Origin of the sequence: Sphaerisporangium sp. NPDC051017, from assembly GCF_040683095.1 — a bacterium.
Lineage (GTDB): Bacteria > Actinomycetota > Actinomycetes > Streptosporangiales > Streptosporangiaceae > Sphaerisporangium.
In genome coordinates this window covers 1-14,100 of the sequence record NZ_JBFBCI010000054.1, presented here as the reverse complement: position 1 = coordinate 14,100, position 14,100 = coordinate 1, and the positions used below count along the sequence as shown (strand labels likewise).

11 protein-coding genes and 1 pseudogene are annotated in these 14,100 nt (G+C 65.3%); 7 read left to right on the top strand and 5 right to left on the bottom strand.

Annotated features, from left to right (window positions below):
- Positions 1-93: 93 nt before the first annotated feature.
- Together AB0M95_RS31600 and AB0M95_RS31595 are read right to left on the bottom strand one after the other, a co-directional pair.
- Positions 94-378 carry a DUF3017 domain-containing protein gene (locus tag AB0M95_RS31600; RefSeq protein WP_363772431.1) on the bottom strand — a complete coding sequence of 95 codons (285 nt, stop codon included), beginning with the start codon at positions 376-378 and terminating at the stop codon, positions 94-96.
- The gene (locus AB0M95_RS31595; RefSeq protein WP_363772428.1) at positions 365-1,486 is read right to left on the bottom strand and encodes a citrate/2-methylcitrate synthase; all 1,122 of its coding nucleotides are present in this window, start codon (positions 1,484-1,486) and stop codon (positions 365-367) included. Before AB0M95_RS31595 ends, AB0M95_RS31600 begins: the two co-directional genes overlap by 14 nt.
- 183 nt (positions 1,487-1,669) lie before the next feature.
- Between AB0M95_RS31595 and AB0M95_RS31590 the strand changes: the two genes are divergently transcribed.
- Both AB0M95_RS31590 and AB0M95_RS31585 read left to right on the top strand, forming a co-directional pair.
- Positions 1,670-2,317: an FHA domain-containing protein gene (locus AB0M95_RS31590; RefSeq protein ID WP_114031322.1), complete on the top strand. Its 648-nt coding sequence runs from the start codon at positions 1,670-1,672 to the stop codon at positions 2,315-2,317.
- A gap of 155 nt (positions 2,318-2,472) precedes the next feature.
- Positions 2,473-3,078, top strand: coding sequence for a Uma2 family endonuclease (locus tag AB0M95_RS31585; protein ID WP_363772425.1), 606 nt, complete (start codon positions 2,473-2,475; stop codon positions 3,076-3,078).
- A 148-nt stretch (positions 3,079-3,226) separates the two neighbouring features.
- Here AB0M95_RS31585 and AB0M95_RS31580 read toward each other — a convergent pair.
- Positions 3,227-3,526, bottom strand: a pseudogene (locus tag AB0M95_RS31580) (multicopper oxidase domain-containing protein); the annotation flags it as partial.
- A 731-nt stretch (positions 3,527-4,257) separates the two neighbouring features.
- On the opposite strand from AB0M95_RS31580, the gene AB0M95_RS31575 reads away from it, so the two are divergent.
- Complete coding sequence (locus AB0M95_RS31575) at positions 4,258-7,887, top strand: CARDB domain-containing protein (RefSeq protein ID WP_363772422.1); 3,630 nt, start codon at positions 4,258-4,260, stop codon at positions 7,885-7,887.
- A 237-nt stretch (positions 7,888-8,124) separates the two neighbouring features.
- Here AB0M95_RS31575 and AB0M95_RS31570 read toward each other — a convergent pair whose 3' ends face one another.
- Positions 8,125-8,577, bottom strand: a complete 453-nt coding sequence (locus tag AB0M95_RS31570) for an ATP-binding protein (protein WP_363772419.1) — start codon at positions 8,575-8,577, stop codon at positions 8,125-8,127.
- A 306-nt stretch (positions 8,578-8,883) separates the two neighbouring features.
- On the opposite strand from AB0M95_RS31570, the gene AB0M95_RS31565 reads away from it, so the two are divergent.
- The 4 genes from AB0M95_RS31565 to AB0M95_RS31550 all read left to right on the top strand — a co-directional run bounded on the left by AB0M95_RS31565 (position 8,884) and on the right by AB0M95_RS31550 (position 11,514).
- Positions 8,884-9,738 carry a helix-turn-helix transcriptional regulator gene (locus AB0M95_RS31565; protein ID WP_363772416.1) on the top strand — a complete coding sequence of 285 codons (855 nt, stop codon included), beginning with the start codon at positions 8,884-8,886 and terminating at the stop codon, positions 9,736-9,738.
- The gene (locus AB0M95_RS31560) at positions 9,729-9,929 is read left to right on the top strand and encodes a DUF397 domain-containing protein (protein ID WP_358524945.1); all 201 of its coding nucleotides are present in this window, start codon (positions 9,729-9,731) and stop codon (positions 9,927-9,929) included. The genes AB0M95_RS31565 and AB0M95_RS31560 overlap by 10 nt, the downstream gene beginning before the upstream one ends.
- Positions 9,930-9,970: 41 nt before the next feature.
- Entirely contained in the window at positions 9,971-10,162 is a 192-nt protein-coding gene (locus tag AB0M95_RS31555) for a DUF397 domain-containing protein (RefSeq protein ID WP_363772413.1), read from the top strand.
- Positions 10,163-10,341: 179 nt separating this feature from the next.
- Positions 10,342-11,514 carry a right-handed parallel beta-helix repeat-containing protein gene (locus AB0M95_RS31550; RefSeq protein WP_363772410.1) on the top strand — a complete coding sequence of 391 codons (1,173 nt, stop codon included), beginning with the start codon at positions 10,342-10,344 and terminating at the stop codon, positions 11,512-11,514.
- Between the two features lie 984 nt (positions 11,515-12,498).
- Here the strand turns inward: AB0M95_RS31550 and AB0M95_RS31545 are convergent.
- A partial coding sequence (locus AB0M95_RS31545; protein WP_363772408.1) for a phospholipase A2 occupies positions 12,499-14,100 on the bottom strand: 1,602 nt, incomplete at its 5' end.

Sequence of the window (14,100 nt, the reverse complement as noted above, 5' to 3'; positions counted from 1 at the left end):
TTCCCCTTCTCACAACTTCTTACGACTAGGCTGGCCAACCGGTCTTTCGTGGAAACAATGCCGGTTGAGGCTACCGGACCGGGCAAATCCGGCTTACTGCCTACCCATGATCCACTGCACGGCGACGCTGACGGCGACCACGCCAAGGGCGACGCCGAGGACTCCGGAGATCACCACATCGGTGCGCCTGCTGCGCACGGCGAGCAGGTTGTCGCCCTCGCCGGGGACGATCAACCGCAGGACGGCGCCCGCGAGCACCGAGCAGGCGACGATCAATGAGCCCGCCCACGCGGGCAGGCCCATCGCGATCGCGCCGAGGCCGAAGGCCGCACCCACCACGGTCAGCAGGTACGGCCCCCATGCCTTACCGTTCGTCAATCGGTGTCCACTTCTGGTCACGCTCTCCGATGTACTCGCTGTCCGGGCGGATCAGCCGGTTGTCGGCGTGCTGCTCGATCACATGCGCCGTCCAACCGGACATCCTGCTGACCGAGAACACCGGAGTGAACAGGTCCGTCGGGATGCCGAGGTAGTGGTAGACCGTCGCCGCGTAGAAATCGACGTTCGGGTACAGCCCCTTCTCCGCGAAGACGACCTCTTCCATCTCCTTCGACATCCGATAGTAGGTGTCGTCCCCGCTCGCCTCACCCAACTCGCGCGACATCTTGCGCAGGTGAGTCGCGCGCGGGTCCTCGGTCTTGTAGACCCGGTGGCCGAAGCCCATGATCTTCTCGCCGCGCGACAGCTTCTCGCGCACGGCCGCCGCCACGCCGTCTGCGGGGATGCTCTCAAGAGTGCGCATCACCTGCTCGTTGGCGCCGCCGTGCAGCGGGCCCTTCAGCGTGCCGATCGCCGCCACGATCGCCGAGTGCATGTCCGACAGCGTCGCCGCGCAGACGCGGGCGGCGAAGGTGGACGCGTTCATGGTGTGGTCGGCGTGCAGCACGAGGCACTCGTCGAAGATCTCGACCTGGCGCGGGTCCGGCTCGCGACCGGTGATCTGCAACAGGAAGTTCGCCGCGATGCTGAGGGACGGGTCGGCCTCACGGGGGGTGACGCCGGTGCGCGCGCCGTGGTAGCGCGCGACGAGCAGGGGCTGCTGGGCCGTCAGGCGCGCCGCCTTGCGCCGGTTGGCGTCGGCCGCGGTGGAGTCCTTGTCGGCGTCGTCGGCGCCGGCCAGGGACACCAGGGTGCGCAGGGCCTCCATGGGGGCCTGCTTCTCGGCGATCTCGGCGATGTTCGCCTGGACGAGATCTCCCAGCGCCCGACCCCGGACGAGTTCCGCCCAGTAGTCGGCAAGCTGCTTACGCGTGGGGAGCGTGCCGTGCTGGAGCAGGTGCGCGGTCTCTTCGAAGCTCGTACGCCCGGCTAGATCATGGATGTCGTAGCCGCGATAGAAGAGGCGACCGGCTCTGCCGTCGATGTCGCTCAGCGCTGTAGACGCGGCGACGACATCGGCGAGACCTTTGGTGGGGTTGTCCGCCATGTGTTGTTTCCTCCGCTTATCTTCGTCCGAAGTCTACCTGTGAGCAGGTAAAACCGGCCGAGGAGGTCCAGACCAATTTCTGCAGCGATTCTCGTTACGGCAAAGGCGATTCCCCAACCCCTCGTTTGGGTAAGCCGGAGCTGTAGCGGAAGTAACGGCGGGCTACCTGGGGAGGAACTGCCGGTGGAGGGGCCGTTCATACGCGTCGAGGACACCGGCGAGGTCGTCCCGTTGCGCCCCGAAGTCACGACGATCGGCCGAGGCCGAGGCGTCGACGTCAGGCTGGCCGATCCGAGCGTGTCACGGTTGCACGCCGAGTTCGTCCGCCGTGGACCTTACCTGTACGTCGTTGATCTGGGCCTGTCCCGCAACGGCACACGGGTGAACGGCAGGCCGATCGCCCGGAGGGTCCTTGACGACGGCGACGTCGTGTCCTTCGGCGCCGCCCGGTGCAGGGTGGGCGGCGTGCCCAGGGAGGACTTCGCGCCCGAGGTCGAGCTGCGCAGGGCCGCCGCGCCCGAGCTCACCCGGCGCGAGGTCGACGTGCTCACGTCCCTGTGCCGCCCCGCGCTGTCGGACGAGGCCTTCGTGGCGCCGGCGACCGCGCGCGAGATCGCCGACGACCTCGTGGTGACCGAGGCCGCCGTCAAGCAGCACCTGCTGCGCCTGTACCAGAAGTTCCGCATCCCAGAGGGCATCAACCGCCGCACCCGGCTGGCCAACGAGGTCGTCGCCCTCGGCCTGGTCCGCCCGACCCCGGTGGTCCCCCCGCAACGCACCGCGGGCCCCGGCGAGTCCCCCCCACAGACCGCGGGCCGCCGCGCCTCGTAGCTCCGCGCGTTCCGGGCCTCGTCGTGATCTTCACGGCGACGCCCGGAACCCGAAGCGCGACGGAGGGGCCGACTCGTGATCAGCCGATCGCGTTCCGTTGCCTCAGCACGGGGAAAGTTACCTGGAGAAGCGCGTGCGATTGCTAGCGTGAAGCCATGGCAGTCCAGGTCCGGAGCGAAATCATGACAGACCCCCAGCTTCCCGACTGGCTGATTCCGCCGCCAGAGGGATTCAAGGCGGAAGACCTCGATCACTTGCCGGATCTGCCTGCACACACAGAGTTGATCGATGGAAGCTTGGTCCTTGTGAGCCCGCAAGCTTCCTTCCATGCGCTGATCACCACGATTCTCGAAGTGGGACTGCGCAGGTACGTACCGTCCGAGTTCCGCGTCCGCCGCGAGATGAGTGTCATCCTCGGACCAAGGCAACGTCCAGAACCGGACCTCACCATAATCCGCGCCAGCGCCGATCTAGGGCTCAACGTCACCGCCTACCAGGCGTCCGATGTCCTGCTCGCCGTCGAGGTCGTCAGCCCGGAGTCGGAAGTACGTGACCGCGAGCGCAAGCCCACCCTGTACGCCGAGGCCGGGATCCCTCACTTCTGGCGAGTCGAAGCTGACGCGGATTCGGCGATCGTCTACACCTACAAGCTGGATCGGGCCACGGGTGCCTACGGAGAGCCGAGCGTCTACCAGGACAAGCTGCAACTCTCTGACCCGTTCGAGATCGACATCGACCTGACCGAGGTCGAAAGCCTCTGAACGAGGCGCCGACGGCGAGCATGAACGGCCGGCTCGGTGGCCGTTGGACGCACCGAGCCGACCGCGTTGGCCATGTGGGCCAGGGGACGATCTCCATCTGCGCCATCATCCCGAGCGACGAGTGCTCCAGGAAGTGGCAGTCGTACACGTACCGGCCGAGGTAGTCCTTGAAGGTGGCCTGGACCTTCACGGTGTCGTTCGCGGGCAGTTGCCCGGTGTCCTTGACGCCCGCGTCCTCGGGCAGCGGCGCGGCGCCGTTGCGCTCCAGCACCCGGAACTGCACCAGGTGCATGTGGAAGGTGTGCTCGATGCCGAGGGGACTGTCCCCGTTGGACAGGTTCCAGATCTCCGTCGTGCCGCGCTTGATCGTGAAGTCCACCCGGTTGGGGTCGAACGGCTTCTCGTTGACCAGGCCGAAGACGTCGGTCTCGGTGAAGCCGAACCGCATCGACACCTCGCGTTCGCGCCGCCGGTTATGGCACCGAGGCGAGTAATCGTCGTCGATTCAGCATCGATTTCCCCGATCACGTGACGGCCCCGAGCGGGCTCCCTGACTGCACGCCGAAAGACCCGGGGAATCGGCATTAGGAAAATCTTGCATCGACGCCTCTCCGCGCCTTCTTTCAAAATGCCGTGCCGGGCCGCGCCGCCGCGCCCGCGCGCGGTGACCGACAGGGACGGCGGGGGCACGGATCGCCGCGGCGCGCGGCATCGGAGGTCGTGACCGCGCGGAGGGATCCGCCTACGGATACGGAGATCGTGCCGCCGACCACGCCTGGGAGTTCACGGCGAGGCGACCCGGCGGGCGTCCTGACCTGCTCTTGTCACTTTCGGCATCGGACCGGTTCAGAAGCCTTGCTTTCCAACCGTTGACGCGGCCGTAGCACGTATGTAACCTTTGGCCAACGGTCTGCAAAAATCTTGCAAACCACTGTTATTTCTCTCTCTAATCTCCGCAACTTCTGGTTGGAGCGCACCGCGTCCGTGCATCCGCCCCGCCCCCATCCCCCCATGGAGGCCCCCGGTGATGTCGGCTACCGCATCGCGCGGACGGTCGCCGCCTTTCCGCGGCACGGACCGAGCGCTTTCCGTCCTCCGCGTTGAGATCAGCACCCCCCGGCGACGGTTTCCCCGGATTCCCGTCGCGTCTTTTGTCCCTGATGAGAGATAGAGACAGTAATGAGTAGAAAGCATCCGGTGTTACGGCTGGTCGCGGCCGTGCTCTCGGCCGCCCTGATGGTCGCGTTCGCGCCCGGCCTGCCGGCATCGGCCGCAGGACCCAACCTCGCCGCCGGCAAACCCACCACCGAAAGCGGCCACGCCGACGTCTACGGAGCCGGCAACGCCACCGACGGCAACGCCGCCACCTACTGGGAAAGCGTCAACAACGCCTTCCCCCAATGGATCCAGGTCGACCTCGGCTCCGCCCTCAGCATCGACCAGATCGTCCTCAAACTCCCCGGCATCGCCGCCTGGCAGACCCGCACCCAGACCCTCTCGGTGCTGACCGGGACCGCCAACCCGCCCACCACCACGACCGTCGCCTCCGCCGGATACACCTTCAACCCCGCCACCGGCAACACCGTCACCATCAACTTCACCGCCACCACCGCCCGCTACGTCCGGCTGAACATCACCGCCAACACCGGCTGGCCCGCCGGACAGATCTCCGAATTCGAGGTCTACGGCCCCGACGGCACCGGCGGCGACACCCAGAAGCCCACGGCTCCGGGCGGCCTGGCCTACACGCAGCCGGGTTCCGGCCAGATCCGGCTGACCTGGAACGCCTCCACCGACAACGTCGGCGTCACCGGATACAACATCTACGCCGACAGCACACTGCGCGGCACCGTCGCGGGCAACGTCCTGACCTACACCGACGACCAGCCCGACACCGCCACCGTGTCGTACCACGTCACGGCCAAAGACGCGGCGGGCAACGAGTCCGACCCCAGCAACACCGTCACCCGCACCGGCTCAGGCGGCGGCGGCACCAACCTCGCCCTCGGCAAGCCCATCACCGCCAACGGCTCGGTGTTCACCTTCGTGCCCGCCAACGCCAACGACGACAACCTCGCCACCTACTGGGAAGGCGCCGCCGGCTACCCCAACACCCTCACCGTGCAACTCGGCGCCAACGCCGACATCAACCAGGTCGTCGTCAAGCTCAACCCCGACAGCATCTGGGGCCCGCGCACCCAGACCATCCAGGTCCTCGGCCGTGAGCAGAGCGCCACCGCGTTCACCGGCCTCACCAACGCCACCCAGTACAGCTTCAACCCGGCCAGCGGCAACACCGTGACCATCCCGGTCACCGGCCGCGTCGCCGACGTCCAGCTCAAATACACCGGCAACTCCGGCGCCCCCGCCGGACAGGCCGCCGAGTTCCAGGTCATCGGCACCCCCGCACCGAACCCCGACCTCACCGTCACCGGCCTCACCTGGTCCCCGACCTCGCCGGATGAGACCCAGGCGATCACGCTGTCGGCCACGGTCAAGAACCAGGGCACGCTGGCCTCCCCGGCGGACAGCGTCAACTTCAACCTCGGCGGCGCGCTGGCCGGCACCGCCAACGTCCCCGCCCTGGCCGTCGGCGCCACCGCCACGGTGACCGCGAACATCGGCACCCGCGGCGAGGGCTCGTACACGGTCAGTGCCCGGGTGGACGCGGACAACAGCGTCTTCGAGCAGGACGAGACCAACAACCTCTTCACCGCGGCGTCGCAGCTCGTGGTCGCGCAGGCTCCCGGCCCCGACCTGCAGGTGCTCGGCGTCACCTCCAACCCGCCGAACCCGGCCGTCGGAGCGGCGGTCACGTTCAGCGTGTCCGTGAAGAACCGCGGCACCACCGCGACCGGCGCCACCACGGTCACCCGCGTGGCCGTGGGCGGCACGACGCTCAACACCAACACCCCGTCGATCGCGGCGGGCGCGACGGTGAACGTGGCCATCAGCGGGAGCTGGACCGCCACCGCCGCCACCATCACCGCGACCGCCGACGCGACCAACGTCGTCGCCGAGACCAACGAGACCAACAACACGTTCACGCAGGCCATCGTGGTCGGGCGCGGCGCGGCGGTCCCGTGGGTCGAGTACGAGGCCGAGGCCGCCCGCTACCAGGGCACGCTGCTGGAGGCCGACCCGCTGCGCACCTTCGGGCACACCAACTTCGCGACCGAGTCCTCGGGCCGCAAGTCGGTGCGGCTGAACAGCACCGGGCAGTTCGTCGAGTTCACCTCGACCAACCAGTCCAACTCGATCGTGGTGCGCAACTCGATCCCCGACTCGGCGAACGGCAACGGCATCGAGGCGACCATCAGCCTCTACGTCAACGACGCCTTCGTCCAGAAGCTGAACCTCTCGTCGCGCCACAGCTGGCTGTACGGGAACACCGACGACCCCGAGGGCCTGACGAACACCCCCGGCGGCGACGCTCGGCGGCTGTTCGACGAGGCGCACGCGCTGCTGCCGGCGAGCTACCCGCCCGGCACCCGGTTCAAGCTGCAGCGCGACGCGGGCGACACGGCGTCCTTCTACATCATCGACTTCATCGACCTGGAGCAGGTCGCGCCGCCGCTGAGCCAGCCGGCCGGGTGCACCTCGATCACGGCCTACGGCGCGGTCCCGAACGACGGGAACGACGACACCGCCGCCATCCAGCGCGCGGTGACCGACGACCAGAACGGCGTCATCAGCTGTGTCTGGATCCCGCCGGGCCAGTGGCGTCAGGAGCAGAAGATCCTCACCGACGACCCGCTGAACCGGGGTCAGTACAACCAGGTGGGCATCAGCAATGTCACGATCCGCGGCGCGGGCATGTGGCACTCGCAGTTCTACACGCTGACCGAGCCGCACCTGGCGGGCGGCATCAACCACCCGCACGAGGGTAACTTCGGCTTCGACATCGACGACAACGTGCAGATCTCCGACATCGCCATCTTCGGTTCGGGCCGGATCCGCGGCGGACCGGGTGGCGCCGAGGGCGGTGTGGGGCTGAACGGGCGGTTCGGCCGCAGCACCAAGATCAGCAACGTGTGGATCGAGCACGCCAACGTGGCCGTCTGGGTCGGCCGTGACTACGACAACATCCCGGCGCTCTGGGGCCCGGGTGACGGTCTGGAGTTCACCGGCATGCGCATCCGCGACACCTACGCCGACGGCATCAACTTCTCCAACGGCACGCGGAACTCGCGGGTGTTCAACTCGTCCTTCCGTACGACCGGCGACGACTCCCTGGCGGTCTGGGCCAACCGGTACGTCAAGGACGCGTCCGTGGACATCGGGCACGACAACCACTTCGTGAACAACACGATCCAGCTCCCGTGGCGCGCGAACGGCATCGCGATCTACGGCGGCTACGGCAACACGATCGAGAACAACCTGATCTACGACACGATGAACTACCCGGGCATCATGCTGGCGACCGACCACGACCCCCTGCCGTTCTCGGGGACGACGCTGATCGCCAACAACGCGCTCTACCGGGCCGGTGGCGTCTTCTGGGGCGAGAACCAGAAGTTCGGCGCCATCACGTTCTTCGCGCAGAGCAGGGACATCCCCGGCGTCGTACTACGAGACACCGATATTTACGACTCGACGTACGACGGCATCCAGTTCAAGTCGGGCGGCGGAAGCGTGACGGCCTCGATCACCAACGTGAAGATCGACAAGTCCAACAACGGCGCCGGAATCCTGGCGATGAACGGCGCCCGCGGCACGGCGACCCTGTCCAACGTCACCATCACCAACTCGGCGACCGGCAACATCGTCAGAGAACAGGGCACCCAGTTCGTCATCAACGGCGGCTGACCCGGTGACCGCCTGACCGCCGTTCCCCCGGCCTGGCCGTCGTAGCGTCCTGCGACGGCCAGGCCCTCGCCGGCGCGGCGTCTCCCCCGGGCGCCACGCCGGCATCCCGGCCCACGTGATCCACCAGGAGATCAACCCCTCCACGGAGACGGAGACGGTCTGGGCCGTAGCGAGGTCGGGTCGATCCGATCGTCGTCAACCTCCCCGAGCCGGACGCGCTCGCGGAGGAACCCGCGGCTAGTGCGCGGTGGAGAGCCAGGGAGCCGGGTGCGCGGACGTGTCCCGGGCCTCCGCAGGGATCTGGAACCAGACCACGTGGCCGTCCTCGTCCTTGCGCCAGCCCCAGGACGCGGCCAGCTCGCATACCAGCCACAGCCCCCGCCCGCCCTCCGCGCCGTCGTCCACCTCCCGCCGGACGTGCGGCCGCTCGATCGACCCCTCGTCCATCACGTCCACCTGGACCGCGTCACCGTGGTCGGTGAGCACGACGACCAGGCGCCCGTCCGGACGATGCCCCGAGCGCGAATGCTGGAGCGCGTTCGTTACCAGCTCGCTGACCATGAGCACCGCGTCGTCCGTCTCCGGGCAGCCCCCGGCGCGCAACACCTCCCGTACGAACACCCGCGCCAGCCCCACCGACGCCGCCCTTCCGGGAAGCTCGGCCCTCCCCAGCAGACGCGCCGTCCTCACCGAACCGACCTCTGGCCGCGCCGTCATCGCCCCGCCCTCCAGTCGCCCCCGAGCGGCCCGCGACCTCGTTGTGCCGGGCCACGATGCTCAGGATGGCATTTCCATTTGAATGGTGTAAATCTGTTTGTTTCGCCGCTCTCACCGCAGAGGGCCGCGTATTGATCAATTCTGGAGAGGACGGGCCCGTCAGGAGCAGAATTCGCAGGCCAGCGGGGGCCAACGAATGCTGATCGCCTGATATCGGAGACGGAGGCGTGGTATGACGAGCTGACCGGCCGAAATACCCCCGCACCGTCGGAGAATTACATGGATGAGAACGCCAAGCCCCCGGAGACCACCACCCCTCCAACCCCTCCCCCAAGCTCCCCACAGGCCCGTTTCGGCGCTGAAATGCGCCGCCTTCGCGAGGCCAAGCAGTGGTCACAGGCGGCCGTCGCGGCACGTCTGGGATGCACACAGACACAGGTGAGCCGCCTGGAGATGGCCAAGCGCACGCCGTCCAAGTCGGACGCGGAAAAGCTGGACCTCATCTTCGGCCACGACGAAAGAAACTATTTCGTCACGCTATATCGCCGCATAACCGCCCGCCCCGGCGGCCCAAGATGGTTCATGGACTGGGCAGACCAGATCGAGCCCTACGCACTGGTCCTGCGGTCCTGGGATCCCCTCCTGATCCCCGGCCTCCTCCAGACGGAGTCGTACGCCCGACACATCTTCAGCCAGGGGCCACGCGTCACCTCCAAGGACGTAGACGAGCGCGTTCGAGCGAGGATGCAACGTCAAGCCATCCTGGATCGGGATGAGCCCCCCATGCTGCTCTGCCTCATCGACCAGGGCGTGCTGCGCCAGCCACTTGGCGATGTCGCGATGATGCGCGAACAACTCATGCACCTGGTCGAGATGGCACAGCATCCAGCAATTTGCGTACAAGTCGTCGATTCACAGTGTGTAGCAGGTCGGCTGGGTGCTTTCATGATCGCCGAACTTCCACACGGCGAACCCGATACCATCCATGCGGACTCTTCAGCCGAAGGCCAGATCACGGACGACCCAGAGCTGGTCGCCTCTGTTTGGAACCGCTATGAGGCGATACGTCTGTGGGCTTATCCTGAGCACGTATCATTGAAAATGATCAGGGAGGCGGGACAGGAATGGAACTGAACTGCGCCATCTGGCGGAAGTCGTCGTACTCCGGGGACAACGGCGGTCAGTGCGTTGAGGTCGCCTCAAATCTGCCCCGCGTGGTAGCGGTCCGTGACAGCAAAACGCCGGAGACTCCCGCTCTCGTCTCCACCTCGGGCGAGTGGAAGCATTTCATCAGCGCTATCAAGAGCCACACGTTCAACTGCTGAACCACACCTCGGCCGTCGATGGTAAGGAGTACGAGTCAGCAATGGACCTGAGCACTGCCACATGGACTAAGTCGTCGTACTCTGGCGGCAGCGGCGGTCAGTGTGTCGAAGTGGCGGTCAATCTGCCGGGGGTGGTCGCGGTACGGGACAGCAAGGACCCCGGCGGGCCGTCCGTCCTCACCACTCCCGCCGAGTGGGGGCTCTTCGTCGCCGCCATCGGTCGGCAGCGGTGAGCACATGCACTTAAGACGGTGAACGCACGCCCTAAATACATCGGCCGACGCGGCCATTAAAGTGCCGCTCTGACGAAATACGACCCTCGCCAAGCTGTATCACTTTGGCCATACTGAGACGGTTATCTAGGTCGACGAAGTCGCTCGAGCACCTGTTTCAGTCCACCAAGGGGAGCAAAATGGGCGCGAATCGGATTAGTCAGACGGTACGGGGTTTCGGATCGTCGTCGTTACCCGGGCGGCGCGCAGGAAGGGGTTTCGTCGCCATCCTGCTTGCCGCCCTCACCCTCGGGCTCGGTCAGGCCCCCGCCTCGGCCGACCCCACCCCGGATCCTGCCGCCACCGGCCTGGGATGCGGGCTCGTACTCCTCACCAGCGCCACCCTCACCGAAGACCTGACCTGCTCCGGCGACGGGCTCATCATCGGCGCGGACAACGTCACGATCAACCTGAACGGCCACACCATCCGCGGGGACGGATCCGGCGCGGGCATCCAGGCCGGCGACCACCAGGTCCCGAGGACCGGAATCACCGTGCGCAACGGCCGGATCGAGGGCTTCTTCCAGAGCATCGCGCTCTACCTGGCGACCAACGTCACGATCACCAATGTCACGACCGTCGGCGGCAAGATCGACGCGAACATCGGGACCAGCGGCACGATCAGCGGTTCGCGCGCGCGATGCGTCCTGGACGGCTTTCAGACGGTCCTCAGCCGGTGGACGGTCGACCGCTGCGCTTTGCACGGCATCACCGTCTTCAACCAGTCGGCGGTGACGCTGACGTCCAGCCGTCTCACGTCCGGGCGTCTGCAATTCGCGCAGTCGGACAACAGCACCGTGACGGGCAACGTCTTCGACGACTTCCCGGCAACGCTGGGTTTCGAGAGCCGGAACAACACGCTCAGGGACAACGTCTTCAAGAACACCGACACGGCGATGTGGCTGAGCGGAACCTCGGTCGGGAACACGGTCGAGAACAACACGTTCAAGGACAACTCCGTCGGCATCAACGCCTACATCTTCAGCGACAAAGTCACCGGCAACCGGTTCGTGGACAACCGCACCGCGGGCCTGTACATCCGCGACACGATCGCCACGGCGAGCGTGACCGGGAACACCTTCCGCCGCAACGGCGGCGCCCCGGACGGGCTCACCGATCCCTCCGGGACCCCGGTGCGCGGCGGCATCCACATCGGCCTGTCGGCCGCTTCCACCATCAACGTGGCCGGGAACTCCGGATCCCGTAATCAGGGCTACTTCATCTTCGCGCGACCCGGCACCGTGGTCGACGGCGGCGCCAACAAGGGCCGCCCCTGCGGCCCGCAACCCACTCCCGCGGTGACCTGCGGCTGAAGCCTGCCCAGGCGCTGGTGACGTGACTTGATTGCGAACCGAGGCAGAGCGCCCGGCGGCGGGATGCGCGCCGATCGGCCAGGAATACCGAGCCTCGCGGTGCGACCGGCCAAAGACCGAACTGTTGGGGCGGCCGAGTGGACAACTTCGGCCGCCCAAGCTGGAACTGCCGTCACGATCGCGGCCTGCGCAACCTCGTCATCAGCGCGTTCTGCCAGCGAGGACACGCCAACATCGCGCACGCTCACAGGCACTACACCCACGTTCCCGTCGACTCCTCGTGCTCTTCACTCTATGAACAGCAGAAATCGGACCCAAGCCACTCAAATCTTCAACATGCCGGGGCCGTGGGTCAACCCCTGCTCACCGGGCACATTGTCGGGCGGGTCTTACGGGACTCGCCCACCTGAGCTGGAGCAGGGCCGCTGGACGCATCGAGGAGTGCCCGGTGAACGATCCCCTAACGAGACACCGGCACAGACTCTGGCCACCACCAACCCGCAGACCCTCAAGATCAACTATTTACCAACACCCCTACTGAGGCAGTCTGTGCGCAGCAGCATTGCTCCACTCAGCCTTCGGTCGATCGATTAAGTCTGTGAACAAGCTGTCCCAGCAGCCATGCCTGAACAGTTCCCAGCAGCATTAAAAGTCCACACAACGCGATGGGGAGTATCCATTCAAATCCTGCCGGCCACCATTCAAATGACATCGCAGAGAGCGTCGCCAATAGAACGAGCCCTAGAGGGGCAGTGATAATGACTAGCGGCCAGATCGCGACGGTGTCTTTTCCGCTTAAGAGCATCACTGTTACCGCTATAGTGGTGATGGCTAGTACCATCAGATATAGCTTTAGAAATTTATAGGGAAATAGGAGACCTAGCATTCCGCAAGCCTTTCGAGTATAACGCCTGCACAATCATCGGGTGACCGGCAAAGACCGGCCACCCCATGATTTAATTCCATTAGTAGAGCGGCCTGCTGCTACATGAGGAAGCCGCCCGCATTCTTGACGCCCTGGTAGTAGAAGGCAGCCTTATCCTGGCAGACCTTTCGAGGGTACACCGTATTGCCACGAACAGGCGCCTTTCCGGTGACCGGATATGCGTTGCAGGTATAGTCGCGTAGGGTCGTGTAGAAGACGGCATCTACAGAGCCCTTTTTGGCCTTGGTCCAGACCTTGTCGGTCTTGCTCCAATATATCACTCCGTAGCCATAGTCGTGCATGTCGCACGCTCTCGTAAAGTCGAATCCACCCTTAATAGTGGAACTGCCTGGGCGGTCGACAGAAAACGTGCAGTGGTCGTTCTCAACGCCGACTACAGATTTACCCCCCGGAGTGCGCATCCACTTCTGCTTAAGAAGAGTAGCGCCGTAGTCCATGGGGACCCCGCCGGAAACCCAGCAGCCATCTGTGCCCCACATGTACTGAGATGCGTAGATGCAGTGGGACTGAAGGCCTGCCGCCATCGGTGCAGGGGCCTTGGTCGCAGAGGCAAGCTTGCCGAGCCCCGCATACGTAAGGCTCCACGTGCCGTTTTCGGCTGTGGACAGCTTGGTGATGTTGCCCTGGGCGTCGTAGTCGTAGGAACTCGTCTTGATTGGGTCTTCTTCTATCTGACGAAGGTCCTGAACCTGACGCAGCGCCTTCGAAGAATCGTAAGAGTAGGTAACTACAGTCCCCGCTGAGGCGCCGTCCGCCCTTACGAATTCAAGCGCTTTGAGCTGGCCGACGATGTCGCCCAGAGCGGCTGAAGTAGCCGTGGTTGTGGTGGCGTAGCGGAAAATAATCGATGCACACGAAGAAGCGAAAGTGGAACAGTCGGCTTCTGTTCCCATCGGTGCGGCCGCCAGACGGCTCACCCGCCCCTGCCCGTCGTAGGCGATTCCATACAGGTTCGTTCTCGATGTTCCAGTGCTTGTGATCAGGTACTCCTGGCCAACCTTCGACCATGTAGAGAACCTGGTGGAATCCTCATTTGTCTGGAGCAAAGTGCCGTCGGCGTTCTTGGCTACTGTGCTCCCGTCCTCCGCGATGAAGGTTCCTGGATTATTTACGTCCGCAACGAATCGCTGTGATTCCTTCCCAGTAGCGAGCTTGATCTGGATATACCCACTAGCGCTGTAGTCATGGAGACGGTCACCGATCAGGCCGCCCAACGCTTCCAGGCGCCAGTTAGGGCCGAGGACGTTTTCATTTGGCTGGATGACGGCCATTCGCTGACCAGCAGTGTGACTGCGCGTAACGATCAGTCCATCGTCGACAGCATCGGTGCCGCTGGTGATCCAGACGCCGGTATCGGGGTCGACTCTACCGGGCCACAGGTCCGAGGGGGCAGGACCAGGATCAGCGGGGTCGTCGCCTTCACCAGGGGCGATTACCTCATTAGAGGTGACCTCCAGGACCGGAGGCTGCAGGCCGGCGGTGTTCTCCGCCGAGGCGAAGACGCGATAGTTCGTGCTGGCGGTCTCCGTGGGGGACTGCAGCACTAGCCTGATGAATTCACCGGCACGCCGGTGAACGTCACCTAGCGTCACAAACGACAAAAGGTGCCGCTCTGACCTGGCATGATCTGGATTGACTAG

Coding starts and splice junctions, on each gene's coding strand:
- AB0M95_RS31565 (WP_363772416.1), top strand. CDS start 8,884: ATGGATGAGAACGCCAAGCCCCCGGAGACCACCACCCCTCCAACCCCT.
- AB0M95_RS31585 (WP_363772425.1), top strand. CDS start 2,473: ATGGCAGTCCAGGTCCGGAGCGAAATCATGACAGACCCCCAGCTTCCC.
- AB0M95_RS31550 (WP_363772410.1), top strand. CDS start 10,342: ATGGGCGCGAATCGGATTAGTCAGACGGTACGGGGTTTCGGATCGTCG.
- AB0M95_RS31575 (WP_363772422.1), top strand. CDS start 4,258: ATGAGTAGAAAGCATCCGGTGTTACGGCTGGTCGCGGCCGTGCTCTCG.
- AB0M95_RS31555 (WP_363772413.1), top strand. CDS start 9,971: ATGGACCTGAGCACTGCCACATGGACTAAGTCGTCGTACTCTGGCGGC.
- AB0M95_RS31560 (WP_358524945.1), top strand. CDS start 9,729: ATGGAACTGAACTGCGCCATCTGGCGGAAGTCGTCGTACTCCGGGGAC.
- AB0M95_RS31595 (WP_363772428.1), bottom strand. CDS start 1,486: ATGGCGGACAACCCCACCAAAGGTCTCGCCGATGTCGTCGCCGCGTCT.